The organism is Ectobacillus funiculus (assembly GCF_004138295.1).
GTDB classification, from domain to species: Bacteria; Bacillota; Bacilli; order Bacillales; family Bacillaceae_G; genus Ectobacillus; species Ectobacillus funiculus.
In genome coordinates this window covers 81,473-103,228 of sequence record NZ_SCFM01000006.1, presented here as the reverse complement: position 1 = coordinate 103,228, position 21,756 = coordinate 81,473, and the positions used below count along the sequence as shown (strand labels likewise).

Annotated in this window: 22 protein-coding genes; all 22 read left to right on the top strand. The window is 45.0% G+C overall.

Annotated features, from left to right (window positions below; genetic code table 11):
• Positions 1 to 94: 94 nt before the first annotated feature.
• The 22 genes from recG (at position 95) to dprA (ending at position 21,615) form a co-directional block, all read left to right on the top strand.
• Positions 95 to 2,143: an ATP-dependent DNA helicase RecG gene (gene recG, locus EP737_RS04860; protein WP_129726806.1), complete on the top strand. Its 2,049-nt coding sequence runs from the start codon at positions 95 to 97 to the stop codon at positions 2,141 to 2,143.
• A 96-nt stretch (positions 2,144 to 2,239) separates the two neighbouring features.
• The gene (fapR, locus tag EP737_RS04855) at positions 2,240 to 2,827 is read left to right on the top strand and encodes a transcription factor FapR (RefSeq protein ID WP_129726805.1); all 588 of its coding nucleotides are present in this window, start codon (positions 2,240 to 2,242) and stop codon (positions 2,825 to 2,827) included.
• A complete protein-coding gene (plsX, locus tag EP737_RS04850) occupies positions 2,824 to 3,822 on the top strand; it encodes a phosphate acyltransferase PlsX (protein ID WP_129726804.1) in 999 nt (332 codons plus the stop codon). Before fapR ends, plsX begins: the two co-directional genes overlap by 4 nt.
• Entirely contained in the window at positions 3,823 to 4,767 is a 945-nt protein-coding gene (fabD, locus tag EP737_RS04845; RefSeq protein WP_129726803.1) for an ACP S-malonyltransferase, read from the top strand.
• Positions 4,767 to 5,507: a 3-oxoacyl-[acyl-carrier-protein] reductase gene (gene fabG / locus EP737_RS04840; protein WP_129726802.1), complete on the top strand. Its 741-nt coding sequence runs from the start codon at positions 4,767 to 4,769 to the stop codon at positions 5,505 to 5,507. Before fabD ends, fabG begins: the two co-directional genes overlap by 1 nt.
• 85 nt (positions 5,508 to 5,592) lie before the next feature.
• Positions 5,593 to 5,826 carry an acyl carrier protein gene (locus tag EP737_RS04835; protein WP_129726801.1) on the top strand — a complete coding sequence of 78 codons (234 nt, stop codon included), beginning with the start codon at positions 5,593 to 5,595 and terminating at the stop codon, positions 5,824 to 5,826.
• Positions 5,827 to 5,900: 74 nt separating this feature from the next.
• Complete coding sequence (gene rnc, locus EP737_RS04830; protein ID WP_129726800.1) at positions 5,901 to 6,641, top strand: ribonuclease III; 741 nt, start codon at positions 5,901 to 5,903, stop codon at positions 6,639 to 6,641.
• 53 nt (positions 6,642 to 6,694) lie between these two features.
• Positions 6,695 to 10,264, top strand: coding sequence for a chromosome segregation protein SMC (gene smc / locus EP737_RS04825; protein WP_129726799.1), 3,570 nt, complete (start codon positions 6,695 to 6,697; stop codon positions 10,262 to 10,264).
• A gap of 15 nt (positions 10,265 to 10,279) precedes the next feature.
• Positions 10,280 to 11,269, top strand: coding sequence for a signal recognition particle-docking protein FtsY (ftsY, locus tag EP737_RS04820; protein WP_129726798.1), 990 nt, complete (start codon positions 10,280 to 10,282; stop codon positions 11,267 to 11,269).
• 88 nt (positions 11,270 to 11,357) lie between these two features.
• Positions 11,358 to 11,690: a putative DNA-binding protein gene (locus EP737_RS04815; RefSeq protein ID WP_129726797.1), complete on the top strand. Its 333-nt coding sequence runs from the start codon at positions 11,358 to 11,360 to the stop codon at positions 11,688 to 11,690.
• Between the two features lie 12 nt (positions 11,691 to 11,702).
• Positions 11,703 to 13,046 (top strand): signal recognition particle protein, encoded by a 1,344-nt coding sequence (gene ffh, locus EP737_RS04810; RefSeq protein ID WP_129726796.1) that lies wholly within the window; start codon positions 11,703 to 11,705, stop codon positions 13,044 to 13,046.
• A gap of 113 nt (positions 13,047 to 13,159) precedes the next feature.
• Positions 13,160 to 13,432 (top strand): 30S ribosomal protein S16, encoded by a 273-nt coding sequence (gene rpsP, locus EP737_RS04805; protein WP_129726795.1) that lies wholly within the window; start codon positions 13,160 to 13,162, stop codon positions 13,430 to 13,432.
• Between the two features lie 7 nt (positions 13,433 to 13,439).
• On the top strand, positions 13,440 to 13,667 hold the full coding sequence (locus tag EP737_RS04800; protein ID WP_129726794.1) for a KH domain-containing protein: 228 nt from the start codon (positions 13,440 to 13,442) through the stop codon (positions 13,665 to 13,667).
• 351 nt (positions 13,668 to 14,018) lie between these two features.
• Complete coding sequence (gene rimM / locus EP737_RS04795; RefSeq protein ID WP_129726793.1) at positions 14,019 to 14,537, top strand: ribosome maturation factor RimM; 519 nt, start codon at positions 14,019 to 14,021, stop codon at positions 14,535 to 14,537.
• Positions 14,534 to 15,268, top strand: a complete 735-nt coding sequence (trmD, locus tag EP737_RS04790) for a tRNA (guanosine(37)-N1)-methyltransferase TrmD (RefSeq protein ID WP_129726792.1) — start codon at positions 14,534 to 14,536, stop codon at positions 15,266 to 15,268. Before rimM ends, trmD begins: the two co-directional genes overlap by 4 nt.
• Before the next feature lie 146 nt (positions 15,269 to 15,414).
• Positions 15,415 to 15,759 (top strand): 50S ribosomal protein L19, encoded by a 345-nt coding sequence (rplS, locus tag EP737_RS04785; RefSeq protein ID WP_129726791.1) that lies wholly within the window; start codon positions 15,415 to 15,417, stop codon positions 15,757 to 15,759.
• Positions 15,760 to 15,838: 79 nt separating this feature from the next.
• Positions 15,839 to 16,393, top strand: a complete 555-nt coding sequence (gene lepB, locus EP737_RS04780; protein ID WP_129726790.1) for a signal peptidase I — start codon at positions 15,839 to 15,841, stop codon at positions 16,391 to 16,393.
• Between the two features lie 61 nt (positions 16,394 to 16,454).
• On the top strand, positions 16,455 to 17,321 hold the full coding sequence (gene ylqF / locus EP737_RS04775) for a ribosome biogenesis GTPase YlqF (RefSeq protein ID WP_129726789.1): 867 nt from the start codon (positions 16,455 to 16,457) through the stop codon (positions 17,319 to 17,321).
• 178 nt (positions 17,322 to 17,499) lie between these two features.
• On the top strand, positions 17,500 to 18,267 hold the full coding sequence (locus EP737_RS04770) for a ribonuclease HII (protein WP_129726788.1): 768 nt from the start codon (positions 17,500 to 17,502) through the stop codon (positions 18,265 to 18,267).
• Positions 18,268 to 18,519: 252 nt separating this feature from the next.
• Positions 18,520 to 19,680 (top strand): ADP-forming succinate--CoA ligase subunit beta, encoded by a 1,161-nt coding sequence (sucC, locus tag EP737_RS04765; RefSeq protein WP_129726787.1) that lies wholly within the window; start codon positions 18,520 to 18,522, stop codon positions 19,678 to 19,680.
• A 19-nt stretch (positions 19,681 to 19,699) separates the two neighbouring features.
• A complete protein-coding gene (gene sucD / locus EP737_RS04760; protein ID WP_129726786.1) occupies positions 19,700 to 20,602 on the top strand; it encodes a succinate--CoA ligase subunit alpha in 903 nt (300 codons plus the stop codon).
• Between the two features lie 143 nt (positions 20,603 to 20,745).
• On the top strand, positions 20,746 to 21,615 hold the full coding sequence (gene dprA, locus EP737_RS04755) for a DNA-processing protein DprA (RefSeq protein WP_129726785.1): 870 nt from the start codon (positions 20,746 to 20,748) through the stop codon (positions 21,613 to 21,615).
• Positions 21,616 to 21,756: the final 141 nt, after the last annotated feature.

Sequence of the window (21,756 nt, the reverse complement as noted above, 5' to 3'; positions counted from 1 at the left end):
GTCTCACAAGACAGGGCTTTTTGCTCGTTTCTTGTTGATAGACGCAAAAACGTTGCGCTAGCAATGTATGTTACAATATAAGGAGCAGGAGGTGATGTGCGTGACATTGGAAACACCGGTTACAGATTTGAAAGGTATTGGTGAAGAAACCGCGGTGATCTTGCATGAAATGGGATTATTTACGGTAGAAGATTTACTTGAGCATTTTCCATATCGGTATGAAGATTATGCGATGAGGGATCTTGCAGAAGTAAAGCATGAAGAGCGCGTTACCGTAGAAGGCAAGGTGCATAGCTTTCCAGTTTTGCAATATTACGGCAAGAAAAAATCGAGGTTAACATTTCGCGTGCTTGTTGAGCGTTATTTGATTAACGCAGTATGCTTCAATCGGCCTTATTATAAAGATAAAGTGAAGATGGATGAAACAGTTACCATTACAGGAAAGTGGGATCAGCATCGGCAAACGATTTCTGTTACGGAGGTACATTTCGGTGCACTTGTCCGGCAACAGGACGTAGAGCCGGTATATTCGATTAAAGGAAAGCTGACAGTAAAGCAAATGAGACGCTTTATTTCACAAGCGCTGCAGCAATATGGGCAATACGTGAACGATCCGCTGCCGGATGGTTTGCTGCAGCGGTATAAGCTGCTGCCGCGGCGCGCTGCGCTGCAGGCTCTTCATTTTCCGGGCGGACAACAGGATGTGAAACAAGCACGCAGACGTTTTGTATATGAAGAGTTTTTTTTGTTTCAGTTGAAAATGCAGGCGCTGCGCAAACTGCAGCGTGAGAATTCAGCGGGGACAAAGAAGGAATATGATGAGGCGGAGCTGCGCGTGTTTATCTCCTCTCTTCCATTCCCGCTTACAGGGGCGCAAGAGAGGGTCGTTTCTGAAATTTTACGTGATCTATCATCGGCATATCGAATGAATCGATTGTTGCAAGGTGATGTTGGATCGGGAAAAACGGTTGTTGCGGCGATTGCGTTGTATGCGGCAAAGCTTGCGGGTTATCAGGGAGCGCTGATGGTGCCGACGGAAATTTTGGCGGAGCAGCACTATCAATCTCTCTTTAATATATTTGAAGCATTTGATGTGAGGGTGGAGCTATTAACAAGTTCTGTAAAAGGGGGGCGCCGCCGTGAAATGCTGGAGCGTTTGCATGCTGGAGAGGTTGATATCCTTGTCGGAACCCATGCGTTAATTCAGGATGAGGTGAACTTTCACCGGCTTGGAGTTGTCATCACGGATGAGCAGCATCGCTTTGGTGTGGCGCAGCGCCGTGTGTTACGGGAAAAGGGAGAAAATCCTGATGTTTTATTTATGACGGCAACACCCATTCCGCGTACACTGGCCATTACTGCCTTTGGCGAAATGGATGTATCGGTAATTGATGAAATGCCGGCTGGGCGCAAGACCATTGAAACCTATTGGGCGAAGCATGATATGCTGGATCGTGTGCTGGCATTTGTCGAGAAAGAACTGCAAAAAGGACGACAAGCATATGTGATTTGTCCGCTTATTGAAGAATCAGACAAGCTGGATGTGCAAAATGCAATTGACTTACACAGTATGCTTTCTCATTATTTCGCTAACAAATGTAACGTTGGGCTGATGCATGGACGTTTATCCTCACAGGAAAAGGATGAGGTAATGCGGGCCTTCAGCCAAAATGAAGTACAGCTTCTTGTATCTACAACGGTTGTAGAGGTCGGGGTAAATGTGCCAAATGCGACAGTGATGGTCATTTACGATGCAGAGCGATTTGGGTTATCTCAGCTTCATCAGCTGCGTGGCCGCGTTGGGCGGGGGAGTGAGCAGTCGTATTGCATGCTCATCGCCGATCCGAAATCAGAAGTTGGAAAAGAGCGCATGCGTATTATGACAGAAACAAATGATGGTTTCGTTTTATCAGAAAAAGACTTAGAGCTTCGCGGGCCGGGTGACTTTTTTGGAAGAAAGCAAAGCGGCTTACCCGATTTTAAGGTGGCAGATATGGTCCATGATTACCGTGCTCTTGAAACGGCAAGAAGCGATGCCGCAATTCTTGTCGAGTCACATGCGTTTTGGCATACTTCGCAATACGCAGGGCTTCGGCTATATTTAGAGGAGAGCGGTGTATTTCAAGGAGAGAAGCTAGATTAAGGGAGCAGAGGCAACAAACTTTTTTGTTGCATTCTGCTTTTTTTGCTTATATACTACTATTAGTACCTAGTCATAAGATCGGAAGGCGCGAAATTAATGAGAAGACAGAAGAAGGAACGGCAACAGCTGCTAAAGAAAACGATACGGGATAATCCGTTCATTACGGATGAGGAACTGGCAGAGAAATTTCAAGTGAGTATTCAAACGATTCGCCTTGACCGCTTGGAATTATCGATTCCTGAGCTTCGTGAGCGCATTAAGCATGTAGCGGTACAGCAATTAGAGGAAAATGTCAAATCGTTGCCGCTTGATGAAGTTGTTGGAGAAATTATTGATATGGAGCTTGACGTACAGGGGATTTCGATTTTAGATATCGGAATAGAGCATGTATTTAAGCGAAATAACATCGCGCGGGGACACCATTTGTTTGCACAGGCAAATTCATTGGCGGTTGCTTTAATTGATGAAGAATTGGCCCTAACTGCAAAAGCAACAATTCAATATGTGCGCCCTGTAAAGCTAGCGGAGCGTGTTGTGGCAAAAGCGCGCGTGTCTAATATTGAAAATGACAAAGGCAGAACGGTGGTAGAGGTCAGAAGTTTTGTCGGAAATGAAATTGTGTTTACCGGGAAGTTTGAAATGTATCGGTCGAGTAAAAACAGTGAGGATGGGAGCAGCAAATGAAAATTGCAATCGATGCGATGGGCGGCGATCACGCGCCTAAAGCCGTTGTGCTTGGCGCGATCAAGGCTGTCGAAACGTTTTCAGACATACATATTACGCTAGTTGGAAAAGAAGAGGAAATTCGCAAATACTTAACGAAGGAAGAACGCATTTCCATTTTACATACAGATGAAGTGATTGAAGCAACAGATGAGCCAGTACGAGCGGTGCGTCGTAAGAAGAATGCCTCCATGGTATTGACCGCTCAACAGGTAAAGGAAGGGGACGCAGATGCGTGTATCTCAGCAGGCAATACAGGTGCGCTTATGGCAGCTGGATTGTTTGTAATTGGGCGCATTGAGGGCATTGAACGTCCAGCGCTATCTCCGACAATGCCGACAACTGACGGAAAAGGATTTATTATGCTGGATGTTGGCGCAAATGTAGATGCGAAGCCGATGCATTTGTATCAGTATGCAGTGATGGGCAGCATTTATGCTGAAAAGGTAAGAGGGATTTCAGCGCCGCGCGTCGGGCTGCTGAATGTAGGAACGGAAGACGGTAAAGGAAATGAATTAACAAAACAGACATTTGATTTGCTGAAGAACTCTTCCTTAAACTTTGTTGGAAACGTGGAGGCGCGGGATTTATTAGAAGGGGCTGCCGATGTGGTTGTGAGCGATGGCTTTACAGGAAATATCGCATTAAAGGCGCTTGAGGGTGCGGCTCTTTCTATATTTTCCCTGCTGAAAAAGCAGCTGACAAGCTCGTTTATCAGCAAGCTGGCGGCAGCAATGTTAAAGCCCAAGCTGCTTGGATTAAAGAAGCAAATGGATTATTCTGAGTATGGAGGAGCAGCCTTGTTCGGTTTGAAGGCACCTGTGATTAAGGCGCATGGATCCTCTGATGAGCACGCGGTATTCAGCGCGATTCGTCAAACAAGAGAAATGATAGCAAATAATATGGTTGCAACGATTACAGAGGCGGTTGAGAGGCAAACAGAGGAGGTAAAATAAATGGGAAAAATCGCATTTTTGTTCCCAGGTCAAGGGTCGCAAGCTGTTGGCATGGGGAAACAATTAGCAGATCAGTATGAAGAGGTTGCGCAAGTGTTCAAGAAAGCTGATGAGATCCTAGGTGTATCGCTTTCAAAGCTCATATTCGAAGGACCTCAGGAGGAACTGACATTAACAACAAATGCACAGCCAGCTCTTCTAACAACAAGCGTTGCTATTCTAACGGCTTTAAAGCAATCTGGCATTACGCCTGATTATGTAGCAGGGCATAGCCTCGGTGAATATAGTGCGCTGGTAGCTGCGGGCGCGTTTTCATTTGAAGATGGCATTTATGCAGTGCGCAAGCGCGGTGAATATATGGAGGAAGCAGTGCCAAACGGCGAAGGCGCAATGGCAGCTATTTTAGGCATGGATCCTGCTTTACTTCGGGATGTAACAGAGGAAGTAACAAAGCAAGGACACCCAGTGCAAATTGCGAATATGAACAGCCGCGCGCAAATCGTAATTTCCGGAACGAAAACAGGTGTGGAGCTTGCATCACAAAAAGCGAAGGAAAACGGTGCCAAGCGGGCGATTCCTCTTCGCGTGAGCGGTCCGTTTCACTCCTCTCTTATGAAGCCGGCTGCAGAAAAATTCCGTGCGGTCCTTGATGGGATCGCAATGCATGACGCGAGCATCCCGGTAGTGGCAAACGTAACAGCAGACGTGATAACAAACAAAGAAGAAATCAAGGAAAAGCTAGTCGAGCAGCTCTATTCTCCAGTGCTTTGGTATCCAGCAATTGAACGTATGGCAGAACTAGGTGTAGATACAGTTGTAGAAATTGGTCCAGGTAAAGTGTTGGCAGGATTGATGAAATCAATCGCTCCATCTGTGCAGACATATGCAATTTACGATGAAGAAACGCTTCAGAGCACAATTTCAAAATTGAGAGGAGAAGGCTGATGCTACAAGATAAGGTTGCAGTTGTAACAGGAGCGTCCCGCGGAATCGGCCGCGCTGTAGCGCTTGAATTGGCAAAGAACGGCGCAAAGGTAGTTGTTAACTATGCAGGCAACGAACTAAAGGCAAAGGAAGTAGTCGATGAAATTCAAAAGCTTGGCAGCGAAGCGATTGCAGTAAAGGCTGACATCGGAAACGGTGAGGAAGTAAACGCGATGATCAAGCAAGCTGTAGATACATTTGGAAAAATTGACATTCTTGTCAATAATGCCGGCATTACAAAAGATAATCTGTTAATGCGTATGAAGGAAGAAGAATGGGATGCAGTCATTAATACGAACCTAAAAGGCGTATTTTTGACAACAAAAGCAGTATCCCGCCACATGATGAAGCAGCGCGCTGGTCGCATTATCAACATCGCCTCTGTTGTTGGGGTAACAGGAAACCCTGGACAAGCAAACTATGTGGCAGCGAAGGCTGGTGTGATTGGTTTAACGAAAACTGCGGCAAAGGAGCTTGCGCCTCGCAATATCACGGTAAACACGGTTGCGCCTGGCTTTATCGTAACAGATATGACGGACAAACTGACAGAAGAGGTAAAGCAGGAAATGCTAAAACTGATTCCGCTTGCAAAATTCGGTGAGGCGGATGATATTGCGCATGCGGTAACGTTCCTTGCATCCGATCGCAGCGGCTATATTACAGGCCATACGCTGCATGTCAACGGCGGCATGAGCATGTAGGGGTCCCTTTATATAACAAAGAATTGATTTTGTCTAGTTTTTCTGTACAATATCTAATATAATACTTGAGGGGAGGTGAACCATAATGTCAGACGTTTTAGAGCGTGTAACAAAAATCATCGTAGATCGTCTTGGAGTAGACGAAACAGAAGTAGTCCCTTCTGCTAATTTTAAAGAGGATCTAGGTGCGGATTCTTTAGATGTAGTAGAACTTGTTATGCAGTTAGAAGATGAGTTCGAAATGGAAATTTCCGATGAGGATGCAGAGAAAATCGCAACTGTTGGCGATGCTGTTAGCTACATAGAGAGCCACGTATAAGATTTTGAGCAAGTCCCGTTTCTACGGGGCTTTCTCAGCATATATGCATACCTGCGGATGTTTAGGAGGAACCTATGCCGTACAGAAGACATAGAGACAAAAGATTTGAAGCGAAATATCGCGAGGCTTTCAAACAGTTTCAAGACAGGACGGGCATTGCATTTCAGAATGAAAAGCTGCTAATTCAAGCTTTCACGCATTCATCTTATGTGAATGAGCATCGCAAAAAACCTCATGAAGATAACGAGCGTTTGGAATTTTTAGGAGATGCGGTATTGGAACTAACCATCTCACAATATTTGTTTCAAAAATACCCGACTATGAGCGAGGGGGAGCTTACAAAGCTTCGCGCTGCTATCGTTTGTGAACCATCTCTTGTGCAATTTGCCAATGAATTGTCATTTGGTGAGCTTGTTTTACTAGGGAAAGGCGAGGAGATGACAGGTGGACGTGAACGCCCGGCGCTATTGGCCGATGTGTTTGAGGCATTTATTGGGGCGCTGTACTTAGATCAAGGGTTAGAGCGCGTTTGGGAATTTTTAAAACATATCGTGTATCCGAAAATTAACGAGGGTGCTTTTTCTCATGTGATGGATTTTAAAAGTCAGCTGCAGGAATTGATTCAGCGTGACGGCAGCGGGAGCATTGAGTATCAAATTTTGCAGGAGAAGGGTCCTGCGCATAATCGTGAGTTTATTTCCCGTGTTACTTTAAATGGAGTGGCCTTGGGCCTGGGAAGCGGAAAATCAAAAAAGGAAGCGGAGCAGCATGCCGCAGAGGAAGCGTTAAAAAAGCTAAAAGAACATCAAGAATGAATCCCCCTGATCAAAGGGGGATTCATTCTGCGTAAAAAGGGGGAAAGTGATAAATGTTCCTCAAAAGACTAGATATCGTTGGATTTAAATCGTTCGCAGAGCGCGTGGCCATTGACTTTGTTCCAGGTGTCACGGCGGTAGTCGGTCCGAATGGAAGTGGTAAAAGCAATATTACAGATGCGATTCGCTGGGTTCTTGGCGAGCAATCTGTTAAATCACTGCGCGGTGCAAAAATGGAGGATATTATTTTTGCTGGCAGTGATTCGCGTAAATCGCTCAACATAGCGGAGGTAACATTAACGCTTGATAATGAGGATCAGCAGCTGCCCATTGAATATAATGAGGTAAGTGTAACGCGGCGCGTATACCGCTCTGGGGATAGTGACTTTTTGATTAATAAGCAATCATGCCGCCTTAAGGATATCGTTGATTTATTTATGGATTCGGGCATGGGCCGGGAAGCGTTTTCGATTATTAGCCAAGGGAAGGTCGAGGAGATTTTAAGCAGTAAATCTGAGGATCGCCGGGGGATTTTTGAGGAAACAGCCGGAGTGTTGAAATATAAAACACGCAAGAAAAAGGCAGAGGCGAAGCTCGAGGAAACACAGGAAAATTTAAATCGTGTTGAGGATATTATCCACGAACTGAGCAGCCAGGTTGAGCCGCTTCGCATCCAATCCTCTGTTGCGAAGGATTATCTGGAAAAGAAGGAAGAGCTGGAAAAGGTAGAAACAGCCCTGATCGTATATGAAATTGAGGAGCTGCATACGAAATGGGAACGCCTGCAGGAAGAGCTTGCAAACAATAAAGATCACGAAGTCAAGCTGTCCGCAAAGCTGCAAGCAGGTGAGGCGAAGACGGAGGAGCATCGCGAGCATATGCATGCTATTGATGAGTCAATCGCTTCTTTGCAGGAGGTGCTTCTCCTATCAAGTAAGGAGCTTGAGAAGCTTGAGGGGCAAAGGGAAGTACTAAAGGAGCGGAAAAAGAATGCGGCTGTCAACCGCACACAGCTCGAGAAAACCATCCAGGACTTAACGAGAAAACTTCAGCAATATGAAGTGGATGTGAAGCAAGAAAAGAGCCAGCTGCAAGCATTCGCTCATTCAGTAAAGGAACTAGAGCAGCGTCTCCATCAGCATCAGCAGGTCATGATGACATATGAACAAAACGTCGAGGAAGAAATTGAGAAGCTGCAAGGCGACTATATCGAGTTGTTGAACAAGCAGGCTGGTCTTCGGAATGAGTTGGTTTTAATAGGCGAGCAAACGAAGCAGAAGGAATTTAAAACGAGACGTCTAAACGAAGAAAATAGTAAATTTTTAGAGTTGCGAACTTCTATTGAAGAGAAGAAGGCACGTTTAAATGTCGAGTATGAAGCACTTCAGTCAGCTATGGCCCAGCACATCTCGCTGCTGCAGGAGACTGAGCAAAAGGTTGCACGTATGAGAACGCAGCAAACAGAGGATGAAGCGAAGCTGTATCAAGCGTACCAATATTTACAAAAGGCGCGTTCCCGTAAAGAAATGCTTGAGGAAATGCAAGAGGAATATACCGGTTTTTATCAAGGCGTCAGGGAAGTGCTGAAAGAGCGCGGCGGACGGCTGGATGGAGTCGAAGGAGCTGTTGCTGAGCTTATTACTGTACCCGAGAAATATGAAACCGCTATTGAAACAGCATTAGGCGCCGCGGCCCAGCACATTGTTGTCCAAGAGGAACAGCATGCCAGAGGAGCAATTGCTTTTTTGAAGAAGCATCAGTATGGGCGTGCTACGTTTTTGCCAATGACAGCAATCAAGGGCAGATATATATCATCTGACATTTTGCAGGCTGCGCAGCAGCATGCAGCTTTTATAGGTGTGGCGTCTGAGCTTATTGCGTATCAGCCACCGTACCGGAGTGTAATTACAAATTTGCTCGGGACAGTTATTGTGACGAGTGATTTAAAAGGTGCGAATGAGCTGGCGCGATTGCTGCAATATCGATACCGCATTGTTACGCTTGAGGGGGATGTGGTGAACCCAGGCGGATCCATGACAGGGGGCGCTGTAAAGCAGGCGAAAACATCGTTGCTTGGACGGCAGCGAGAGCTTGAGGCATGGACGGAGAAGCTGGCGGATATGGAGCGTAAAACGAGTGCCCTAGAGAAATATATTCAATCTTTAAAAAGTGAAATCGGCGGGCTGGAAAAGAAGGCGTCTGAGCTTCGGACGATTATTGAGAATATCCGGGCAAATGAGCGTGCGCAAAAAGAAGAGATTACCCAGTTAGAAGTGGAAGAGCATCGCATCAATGACCGTCTTGCTCTTTACGATTTAGAGATGAATGATTTTCATGAGGAGCACACAAAGACAGCGGAGAGAGAAAAAGTGCTGCAGCAAGAGCTTGAGCAAATCAGTGGAACGATTGCAACGTTAGACGAACAGATGAAGAGTTTAACGAAGCAAAAAAGTGAGCAGCGCTCCTCCAAGGAAAAGCTGCAGACCGAAATTACAGATATCAAAGTACAGGTTGCGCAGGAGCAGCAGCGTTTGCAGAATCAGAAGGAAACGGTGGCTCGGTTGCTACGGGAACAGGGTGATGCAAATGAAATACTGTCTAGGGCAGAGGGGGATTTAGATCTGCTGAAGCGCGAGACAGCTTCCAGCTCAAGCGGAGAGGCTCATTTGTCGGAGCAAATTGAGAAAAAGGCGCATGATCGGAATCAGACAGTTGAATTGATTAGTGCGCGCCGGGAGCAGCGTCTCGGTCTTCAAACTGCATTAGAGGATGCGGAAAGAGAAACGAAGGAAACAAAGCGGCAGCATAAATATGTACTGGATGTCGTCAAAGATCAGGAAGTGCAGCTAGGGCGTCTCGATGTAGAATTGGAGAATCGACTGCAGCATCTGCGTGAAACGTATACAATTTCGTATGAAGCGGCGAAACTGAAATATTCGCTTATGATGCCTGTAGAAGAGGCGCGTAAACGGGTAAAGCTGATCAAGCTGTCTATTGAGGAGCTTGGCACAGTGAACTTAGGTGCGATTGAAGAATATGAGAGAGTGTCCGAACGTTATCATTTCCTTCTCGAACAACGCGGTGATTTACAGGAGGCAAAGAATACGCTGCATGGGGTCATCAGCGAGATGGATGAAGAGATGAAGAAGCGGTTTGCTTATACATTTGGGGCAATTCGCACTGAATTTCAAGCGGTGTTTCGCGAGCTGTTTGGGGGTGGACGAGCAGACTTGATTATGACAGACGAAAAGGATTTATTGAACACAGGCATTGATATCGTAGCACAGCCGCCTGGGAAAAAGCTGCAAAATCTTGGACTGCTGTCTGGCGGGGAGCGTTCGTTCACCGCAATTGCACTTTTGTTTGCTATTTTACGGGTGCGGCCTGTTCCGTTTTGTGTACTTGATGAGGTAGAGGCGGCACTCGATGAAGCGAACGTATCGCGCTTTGCGCAGTATTTACGGAAGTTCAGTCAAGAAACACAATTTATCGTCATTACGCACCGAAAGGGAACAATGGAGGAATGCGATGTGCTCTATGGTGTTACCATGCAGGAGTCTGGCGTTTCTAGGCTTGTTTCTGTTCGGCTTGATGATGATGCTAAAACAATTGCGAATGATTAGAAAGGATGTGGCGTAATGAGTTTTTTTAAAAAGTTAAAGGAAACAATTTCTCGTCAAACAGAATCAGTAACAGAAAAGTTTCGACAAGGTCTTGAAAAAACACGTACTTCCTTTTCCGAAAAGGTGAATGATCTTGTATACCGGTATCGAAAAGTAGATGAGGATTTTTTTGAAGAGCTAGAAGAAATTCTAATTGGCGCCGATGTTGGTGTGACAACAGTAATGGAGCTGATTGAAGAGCTAAAGGATGAGGTAAAGCGCCGTAATATTCAGGATACAAAGGACGTGCAGGCGGTTATTTCTGAGAAGCTCGTAGAAATTTATAAAAGCGACGATGATTTTAACGGCGAATTGCATCTGCAAGAAAATGGGCTTACTGTCATTTTGTTTGTAGGCGTCAACGGTGTAGGAAAAACAACAACAATCGGTAAGCTTGCACACAGATTGAAGAGCCAAGGAAAAACAGTTTTGCTGGCGGCTGGGGATACTTTCCGCGCCGGTGCCATCGAGCAGCTCGAAGTATGGGGAGAGCGTGTAGGTGTGGATGTCATTAAGCAAGGGTCAGGATCTGACCCGGCAGCTGTGATGTACGATGCGGTTCAGGCAGCGAAAGCGCGCAAGGTAGATGTACTGCTTTGCGATACGGCAGGCCGCCTTCAGAATAAAGTCAATCTCATGAAGGAGCTTGAGAAGGTAAAGCGCGTTATTGAGCGCGAGGTTCCCGGTGCACCTCATGAAGTGCTGCTTGTGATTGACGCGACAACAGGACAAAACGGCTTAAGTCAGGCAAAAACCTTCCGTGAAGTGACGGACGTAAGCGGGATTGTATTAACGAAGCTTGACGGTACAGCAAAAGGCGGGATTGTGCTTGCAATCCGAAATGAAATGAAGGTGCCTGTAAAGTTTGTTGGTCTTGGTGAGAAAATGGACGATCTTCAAGAATTTAACCCTGAACAGTATGTATACGGCTTGTTTGGAGACTTGATCGATAAGGAAGCAGAATAGAGCTTGCAAGAGGAAAAGCTTGACACGTGTTTTATTTCTCTGTACACTAATGTTGTAAAGGGAATTCACTTAACAAAGGGTGATCAACGTGCTCGAAAAGACAACGAGAATGAATTATTTATACGATTTTTATCAATCGTTGTTAACTGCGAAGCAGCGAAGCTATATGTCTCTTTATTATTTAGACGACTACTCGCTCGGTGAGATTGCTCAGGAGTTTGAAGTAAGCCGCCAAGCAGTATACGACAATATTAAGCGTACAGAAGCAATGCTTGAGGAGTATGAAGCAAAGCTGTTATTGTTTGAAAAGTTTCAAAAACGGCAGCAGCTTCTTGCAGAGATGCAGGATGTACTTAATAAACACGAGCATGTAAATGAAGAAGTGAAGCACATTGTTGAAGCTATTGAAAATTTAGAGTAGGAGGACGGCATTATGGCATTTGAAGGATTAGCCGACCGACTTCAACAGACATTGCAGAAAATCCGCGGCAAAGGGAAAGTTACCGAAGCCGATGTAAAAGAAATGATGCGCGAAGTGCGTCTTGCTTTGCTGGAAGCGGATGTTAACTTTAAAGTAGTAAAAGACTTTGTGAAACGCGTGTCTGAGCGTGCTGTTGGGCAAGATGTGATGAAAAGCTTAACGCCTGGGCAGCAGGTTATCAAGGTTGTACAGGATGAGCTCACGCAGCTTATGGGCGGTGAGCAAAGCAAAATTGCTGTCGCAAGCCGTCCGCCGACTGTCATTATGATGGTAGGTCTGCAGGGCGCTGGTAAAACGACAACAACAGGAAAGCTTGCAAATTTGCTTCGCAAAAAGTATAATCGCCAGCCAATGCTTGTAGCAGCCGACATTTACCGTCCTGCCGCTATCAAACAGCTTGAAACACTTGGAAAGCAACTTGATATGCCTGTTTTTTCCCTTGGTGATCAAGTAAGCCCAGTGGAGATTGCAAAACAAGCGATCGAAAAGGCGAAAGAAGAGCATCGTGACTATGTACTTATCGATACAGCAGGTCGTCTTCATATTGATGAAACGCTTATGGATGAACTCAAACAAGTAAAAGAGGTTACAAAACCTGATGAAATTTTCCTTGTTGTTGATGCGATGACAGGACAAGATGCAGTCAATGTGGCACAAAGTTTTCATGAACAGCTTGGCTTGACGGGCGTTGTGCTTACGAAGCTAGACGGTGATACGCGCGGAGGCGCCGCTCTGTCTATTAAAGCTGTCACAAACACGCCAATCAAGTTTGCAGGTATGGGCGAAAAGCTTGATGCGCTTGAGCCGTTTCATCCGGAGCGTATGGCTTCCCGTATTTTAGGTATGGGGGATGTGCTGACGCTTATTGAGAAAGCACAAGCCACTGTTGATATGGAAAAAGCAAAAGAGCTTGAAGAAAAAATGCGTACACAGTCATTTACGTTAGATGACTTTTTGGAGCAATTGGGACAAGTGCGTCAACTAGGACCACTTGATGAATTGCTTGGTATGATTCCTGGTGCCAACAAAATGAAGGGCCTGAAAAACGTTCAGGTGGACGAAAAGCAAATTGGTCATGTTGAGGCTATTATTCGTTCAATGACAAAACTAGAACGGGAGCAGCCGGAAATCATCAATGCCAGCCGCAAAAAGCGGATCGCAAAGGGAAGCGGGACGACTGTTCAAGAGATAAACCGTCTTCTCAAGCAGTTTGATGATATGAAGAAGATGATGAAAACAATGACAAGTATGCAAAAAGGCAAGAAAAAAGGCGGCTTTAAGTTTCCCTTCATGTAAATAGCAAGATAGCTGAAGGAAAAAATAAGCTGTTAAGAATTTATACTTTACAACCCTAAACACATTTGCTAATATTAGTATCTGTGTGAAACAAATTCGGAGGTGCTTTATAAATGGCAGTTAAAATTCGTTTAAAACGTATGGGAGCTAAAAAATCTCCTTTCTATCGTGTAGTTGTTGCAGATTCTCGTTCTCCTCGTGATGGACGTTTCATCGAGGAAATCGGCTACTACAATCCAGTTGCGCAACCAGCTGAAATCAAAATCAACGAAGAAGCAGCATTAAAATGGTTGGCAGACGGTGCGAAACCATCTGACACAGTTCGCAACTTGTTCTCTAAACAAGGTATTTTAGAGAAGTTCCACGTAGCACGTCAAGGCAAGTAATCGGCGTATGACGGGGTTAATCGAAGCGATTGTCAAGGCCCTTGTGGATTATCCTGAGGATGTAAAGGTTACACAAGACACGACTAATGGAGCTACCATATATCGATTAACTGTACATCCTGAGGATGTTGGAAAAGTAATCGGCAAGCAAGGCCGTATTGCAAAAGCGATTCGGACCGTCGTTTATGCGGCTGGTCATCAAAAAAACGAAAAGCTGACGCTTGAAATTCAATAGCGGGAAAAAGGGCGAGGACGATTGTTCCTCTCCCTTTTTTGCAATTTAGGAAAATGTAAGGCGATGTGTAAGTACAACTACGCCTCTGTCTTCGCCCAAGAGCAGGGCTTGCCAATCGGCGAGTTTTCTGTACAAGATAAGAAAATATAACTTTTAGGGGCGATGTCTAGCTCCCAAGGCCCAAAATGGCAGACTCCGGGCTGAACCTCCGCAAAAGGCAAAAAGCGCCTTTTACTCCGGCTCACCCCTACGCTGCCATAAAAGGCGGGCCTTGTCCGCTTTTCTTTATTAAGCGAAGAAAGTTATGGAGAAACTAATATACATAAATGAGAAAACGGAGTGGATCATCCTATGGCAAAATGGTTTAACGTTGGGAAGATTGTGAATACGCAAGGCTTACGAGGAGAAGTCCGTGTGATTTCTAGCACAGACTTTCCTGAGGAGCGTTACAAAAAAGGCAGTACGCTATACATTTGGAAGGAGAAAAGCAAAGAGCCGATTGAAGTGAAGGTTGCATCGCACCGTACGCATAAAACCTTTGATCTTCTTACATTTGTGGGCTATGACAATATCAACGACGTCGAACAGTTTAAGGGCTCCTTTTTAAAGGTGTCAGAGGACCAGCTTGGCAAGCTTGAGGAAAATGAGTATTATTACCATGAAATTATTGATTGTAAGGTTGTTTCCGAGGATGGAGAAGAGCTTGGCGTGGTTACAGAGATTCTATCTCCAGGTGCAAATGATGTTTGGGTCGTGAAGCGTCCGAACGGAAAAGAAGCCTATATCCCATATATTGCAGATGTTGTATTAAAGGTTGATGTGGCAAATAAACTTGTCGTAATTTATGTGATGGAAGGGTTGTTAGAATGAAAATCGATATCGTAACATTGTTTCCTGAAATGTTCACAGGTGTGTTCGGTTCTTCGATTTTAAAAAAAGCGCAGGAAAAAGAAGCTGTATCCATCCGTGTTGTAAATTTCCGGGAGTACTCAGCAAGCAAGCATGGCAGCGTGGATGACTATCCGTACGGAGGAGGGGCAGGTATGGTTCTTGCTCCGCAGCCGATTTTTGATGCGGTGGAGCAGCTTACAGGCACTGCTGAAACAAAGCCGCGTGTTCTTCTCATGTGCCCGCAAGGAGAGCGCCTGACGCAGCGAAAAGCGGAAGCGTTGGCAGAGGAAGAGCATCTCGTTTTAATTTGCGGCCATTATGAGGGCTACGATGAACGGATCCGGGAGCATCTCGTAACGGATGAGATTTCTATTGGGGACTATGTCTTAACAGGCGGCGAACTGGCCGCCATGGTTGTCACAGACAGTGTTGTTCGTTTGCTGCCAGGGGTGCTTGGCAAGGAGGAGTCGCACGTTCAGGATTCGTTCAGCACAGGTCTGTTAGAGCATCCCCACTATACACGTCCCGCTGACTTCCGGGGGATGAAGGTTCCGGATGTTTTGCTATCGGGCAATCATGCCAAGATAGAGGAATGGCGCCGGAAGGAATCGTTACGCCGCACGTATATGCGCCGTGTCGATTTGCTTGAGGGGCGTGACTGGTCAAAGCAGGAGCAGCAGTGGCTGCGTGAATTTGAAGAAGACAAGTAAAAAGGCTTAACACTTTCCTAGATAGCTATTGCAAGCTAGGTTCATATGTGTTAAGATATCCCTTGTGACTTACGTCGCATTAACAACGATGTTCCGCTGCAGGAGATAGAGTGTAAGAGCATCGGTTTAAAAGGAGAGAATCAGAAATGCAACAATTGATTGAAGAAATCACAAAATCCCAATTAAAGACTGATTTACCTGCATTCCGTCCAGGGGACACAGTGCGTGTGCATGTAAAAGTAGTAGAGGGTACTCGCGAGCGTATCCAGGTGTTCGAAGGCGTTGTAATCAAACGTCGTGGCGGCGGAATCAGCGAAACATTTACAGTTCGTAAAGTATCTTACGGTGTAGGCGTTGAGCGTACATTCCCATTACACACACCACGTATTGCGGAAATCCAAGTAATGCGTCGCGGTAAAGTTCGCCGTGCGAAATTGTACTACTTGCGTAACCTTCGCGGTAAAAAAGCACGTATCAAAGAAATTCGATAATGACTGTATGGGAGCTTGTATGTACAAGCTCCCTTTTTCCGATATGGCCTATACACACCACCTATGGAGGAGAATATATATGGCGAAGGAAAAAAGCCAAACGTGGGAATGGATTAAAGCGATTGTTGTAGCCGTTGTGCTTGCAGCTGTCATTCGTCACTTCCTCTTTGCGCCGATTTTAGTTGATGGTGTTTCCATGATGCCGACATTACATAACAGGGATCGTATGATTGTGAATAAACTCGGATATAATCTCGGAGAACCGAAACGGTTTGATATTATTGTGTTTCGGGCAACAGAGGATAAAGACTATATTAAGCGGGTTATCGGACTGCCGGGCGATCGTATCGAGTATAAGAATGATGTATTATATGTAAATGGGAAAGCGTATGAAGAGCCGTATTTAGAGACATATAAAAAGCAAGTAACAGAAGGATCTCTTACATATGACTTCACACTTGAAGAAGTTACAGGAGCTCGTACTGTACCTAAGGGGCAGCTGTTTGTTATGGGTGACAACCGCCGTTTTAGCAAGGATAGCCGAACAATCGGAACCATTTCTATGGATCAAGTCATCGGCAAGGCAAATATTGTGTACTGGCCGATTAAAGATGCCCGCGTTATCGAAAAATAGATAGAAACACAAACCAGCTTGTCGATCGGCAGGCTAGTATTAATCGTAAGCAGGTGATAATATGACAATTCAATGGTTTCCCGGACATATGGCAAAAGCAAGGCGCCAAGTAACGGAGCAGTTAAAGCTAATCGATGTAGTGATTGAGCTCGTTGACGCCCGTCTTCCTGCTTCGTCCCGAAATCCGATGATTGATGAAATTATTGCTCATAAGCCCCGTCTCGTTGTATTAAATAAAGCTGATATGGCGGACGAGAGGCTAACACGCAAATGGATTGCGTATTTTGAGCAAAAGGGCTTTAAAGCCATTTCTATTAATGCGCAAGCGGGGCAGGGGATGAAAGAAATTACCGCTGCCTGTAAGGAATTGGTGAAGGAAAAATTCGATAGAATGATTGCTAAAGGTGTCAATCCAAGGGCGGTCCGTGCATTAATTGTTGGGATTCCGAACGTAGGAAAATCAACGTTGATCAATAAAATTGCGAAAAAGAATATTGCCAAAACAGGTGACCGGCCAGGGGTAACGACTGCGCAGCAATGGATTAAGGTTGGTAAGGAACTTGAATTGCTTGATACGCCGGGGATTCTTTGGCCAAAATTCGAAGATGAGCTAGTTGGGCTTCGCCTAGCCACATCCGGTGCAATTAAGGACGCCATTTTAAATTTACAAGATGTGGCTGTCTATGCGCTCCGCTTCCTTTCTGCACATTATCCAGAAAAGTTAAAGGAACGCTATAATCTCACCCATCTTTCTGAGGATATTGTGGAGTTATTTGATGACATCGGAAAGCGAAGAGGCTGCTTATTAAGCGGCGGCATCATTGATTACGATAAAACGGCAGAAATTGTGCTGAGAGAGTTGCGAGCTGGTAAGCTAGGGCGAATTACTTTCGAAGAGCCGAATGAATATGCAGAAATAGAAGCATAAAAGGTGCGCATATGCGTGCCTTTTATATCACTTTAAGCAAGGATAAATTTCTAGCTGGAAGACAGCTCGACGTAGTGAGAAATTTTAGGAATAAAATATAAGTAGGGCTACGCCTCTGGCTTCGCCCAAGGACAGGGCTCGCCAGTCGGCGAGTTTTCTTTATTAGGGGGGGGACTATATGGCAGTGCGGACGATTAAATTAATAAAGCTGTTGCTAGAGGAAATAGAAACGGAACAGGATCAGCGCTTTGTCGAATTGCTGCAGGATGAACGAAAAGGAGTGCAAAAGCTCATAGCTAGTTGGCGAAAACAAAAACAGCTGCAGCAGCAGGATCAGCAATTGTTTTCTTACATGTCAACGTATGAAAAAGCGCTTCGCTCTCAAGGCATTACGCTTATAGCGGGCGTTGATGAGGTTGGCAGAGGTCCGCTGGCTGGACCGGTTGTAGCGGCGGCGGTTATTTTGCCTGGAAATTTTTATTTAGCGGGATTGAACGATTCGAAAAAGCTCAGTGAAGCGAAGCGAGAAGCTTTTTTCTCTATTATTCAAGAACAGGCGCTTGCCATTGGGATTGGCATTATCAGCGCTGAAGAAATTGATGAAATCAACGTATACGAAGCAACAAAAAAGGCGATGATAGAGGCGATTGGAAGTTTATCTATCACACCGCAGCATTTGCTCATCGATGCAATGAAGCTGCCGCTTCCGATTGCGCAAACGTCCATTATCAAAGGTGATGCCAAAAGCATATCCATTTCAGCTGCCTCTGTCGTCGCAAAGGTGACGCGTGACCGGATGATGAAGGAGCTTGGTCTGCGCTATCCGCAGTATGGCTTTGAAAAGCACGCAGGCTATGGGACAAAGGAGCATTTAGCTGCGATTGAGCATCATGGGATATTGCCGGAACATCGAAAATCATTTGCTCCTATTAAACATATGGTATAAATATGCGGTTTGGTATATAAGAAGCTGGCAAGTGAAAGTTCTGTTCTAGAATGGGACAAACTTAACAGTAGCTATCTTTATCGGTCCTCCTGCAGAGGGGGCCGGTTTTCCATTGCTTCAATAAAAATATAAATTCTATATTTTTAGAATATTTTTATTCTTGATACTTTCTTATAGACAGTCTTTGTGAGATTTTATACAATAATACCGAAGTGTTTTATTCGTTCACTAACAATGGGGAGGATGGGAACCATGAATATCCATGAGTATCAAGGCAAAGAGGTCCTTAGAAACTATGGTGTAAGCGTTCCTAATGGGAAAGTGGCTTTCACAGTAGAAGAAGCTGTAGAAGCTGCAAAAGGATTAGGAACAGCTGTATGCGTAGTTAAAGCACAAATCCATGCCGGTGGACGCGGCAAAGCTGGAGGCGTGAAAGTAGCAAAAAGCCTAGAGGAAGTTCGTACATATGCGGAGCAAATTTTAGGTAGCACGCTTGTAACCCATCAAACAGGTCCAGAGGGCAAAGAAGTAAAGCGCTTACTTATTGAAGAGGGCTGTGACATTAAAAAAGAATATTATGTTGGTTTAGTATTAGATCGTGCTACTTCACAAGTTGTATTGATGGCCTCTGAAGAAGGCGGAACTGAAATTGAGGAAGTAGCAGAGAAAACCCCAGAAAAAATCTTTAAAGAATATATCAACCCGGCTGTAGGCTTACAAGCCTTTCAAGCACGCCGTATTGCGTTCAATATCAATATTCCAAAGGAGCTTGTCGGGCAGGCTGCGAAGTTCATGATGAGCTTGTACACAGCATTTGTGGAGAAGGACTGTTCCATTGCGGAAATCAATCCGCTTGTTGTAACAGGAGACGGCAAAGTTATGGCGCTTGATGCGAAGCTGAACTTTGACTCTAATGCATTATATCGCCATAAGGATATTCTTGCGCTTCGCGATCTAGATGAAGAAGATCCAAAAGAGATTGAAGCCTCTAAATATGACCTAAACTACATTTCTTTAGATGGCAATATTGGCTGTATGGTAAATGGTGCAGGTCTTGCGATGGCAACAATGGATATCATTAAGTATTACGGCGGGGACCCTGCAAACTTCTTGGATGTAGGCGGCGGCGCAACAACAGAAAAGGTAACGGAAGCGTTTAAAATCATCCTTTCTGACCAAAATGTAAAAGGAATTTTCGTTAACATCTTTGGCGGTATTATGAAGTGTGATGTGATTGCAAACGGTGTTGTGGAAGCGACGAAGCAGGTTGGTCTAGAGCTGCCTCTTGTTGTGCGCCTAGAAGGCACAAATGTAGAGCTTGGCAAGAAAATTTTAAGTGAGTCCGGCTTGAATATTACAGCTGCTGAATCGATGGCAGACGGTGCACAAAAAATCGTTTCGCTTGTGGGCTAACAGAAAGCGGGGGAGAAAGATGAGCGTATTTATTAATAAGGATACAAAGGTAATCGTACAAGGTATTACAGGTAAACAAGGTTTATTTCATGCAACACAAATGATCGAGTACGGAACGCAAATCGTTGGCGGCACATCTCCTGGCAAAGGCGGTACGGAGGTTATTGGCGTACCTGTTTTTGATACAGTTGAGCAAGCAGTGCAAGCGACGGGTGCAACTGCCTCTGTTGTTTACGTTCCACCTGCGTTCGCCGCTGATTCTATCATGGAAGCGGTAGATGCGGAACTTGATTTAGTAGTATGTATTACAGAGGGTATCCCTGTCCTTGATATGGTTAAGGTGAAAAAGTACATGGAAGGCAAGAAAACACGTTTAGTGGGACCAAACTGCCCTGGTGTAATCACGCCTGAAGAGTGCAAAATCGGTATTATGCCTGGCTATATTCACAAAAAAGGTCACGTTGGCATTGTGTCTCGCTCCGGTACTTTAACATACGAAGCGGTACATCAATTAACTGTGGCTGGAATTGGTCAGTCTACAGCCGTTGGAATCGGCGGGGATCCTGTAAATGGCACAAACTTCATCGATGTATTGCAAGCGTTTAATGAGGATCAGGATACATACGCTGTCATCATGATTGGTGAGATTGGCGGTACAGCGGAAGAGGAAGCGGCTGAGTGGGTACGCGCAAATATGAAAAAGCCGGTTGTAGGCTTTATCGGCGGTCAAACTGCGCCTGCCGGCAAACGTATGGGCCATGCGGGTGCTATCATTTCTGGCGGCAAAGGCACAGCTGCTGAGAAGATTAAAACAATGGAGGAGTGCGGCATTAAAGTAGCACCAACTCCATCCGTGATGGGCGAGACATTAATCTCTGTGCTAGAAGAAAAGGGATTATTAGAATCCTGCAAAACACACTAATGTAATAGTTTGCTTCATCTTGGGCTTGAGGCGGCTGCTTTCTCATGGAAAGACGCTGAAAGATGAAAATAGAAGGATGCTCTCTTTTAGGAGAGTGCCCTTCTATTTTGCATACCATTAGGTTACGGTAAAGGGGGCGTATTATGAAAGCGAAACGGGAACGTTTGCTTCATTTGCATCACAGTCTTGCTGATAACTGGCGGGCAATGGAACGTTTGCTGCGCTGGGACCCAGACTTAAAGCAGTTGTATAACCTCTCTCCTCATGATTTTTCCTCGTTGCTCGCTATTTCCTCCAAACGAGCTGCTCAGCTTTATTCTACCCTTCATTCCATTACGATTTCCTCTATTTTAGATGAGTTACAGCGTCATGATATATGTTATACTACTATCTTTGATGATACATACCCGAGCCTTCTAAAAGAGATTGCTGATCCGCCGTTTGTATTATATGGGAAGGGTGATCTTTTTCTTATGCAGCATGAGAAAAAACTGGCTGTTGTTGGTACAAGACGCCCCTCTCATTACGGTATCTTGAGCGTACAATCTATTTTGTCAGAGCTTTTGAAAGAGGATTGGGTGATCGTCAGCGGTATGGCATATGGCATTGATATGGCAGCGCATATTAGCGCTGCACACCAAAATAGGTATACAATTGCTGTGCTTGGAGGAGGTTTTCGGTATATATATCCAAAAGACAACTATACTGTATTACAAAAGCATTCTCAGTATGTTTTATATGTAACAGAATATCCGCCGCACTTTCGGCCGCAAAAGTGGTACTTCCCAAGGCGAAATCGTATTATAAGCGGGTTGTCAAAGGGCGTTGTTGTAGTGGAGGCAAAGGAGAGGAGCGGCTCCCTTATTACAGTTGACTGTGCCCTAGAACAGAACAGGGAAGTGTTTGCTATTCCGGGACCCATCCATATGGAAACATCAGCAGGCACAAATTGGCTTATTCAACAAGGGGCGAAGCTTGTGCTGCATGCAGCTGATATTACCGAAGAATTTTGAAAAAATTACTATTTTATGGACAATTTTCATGTTTTTGCGAAAGAAATATTGACAACTCCTCCATCATATGTGTTATTTTATATTCATTCTGAATTGACAAAAAGAAGGCGAATCAATACTATAAATGAAGACTTGAATTCA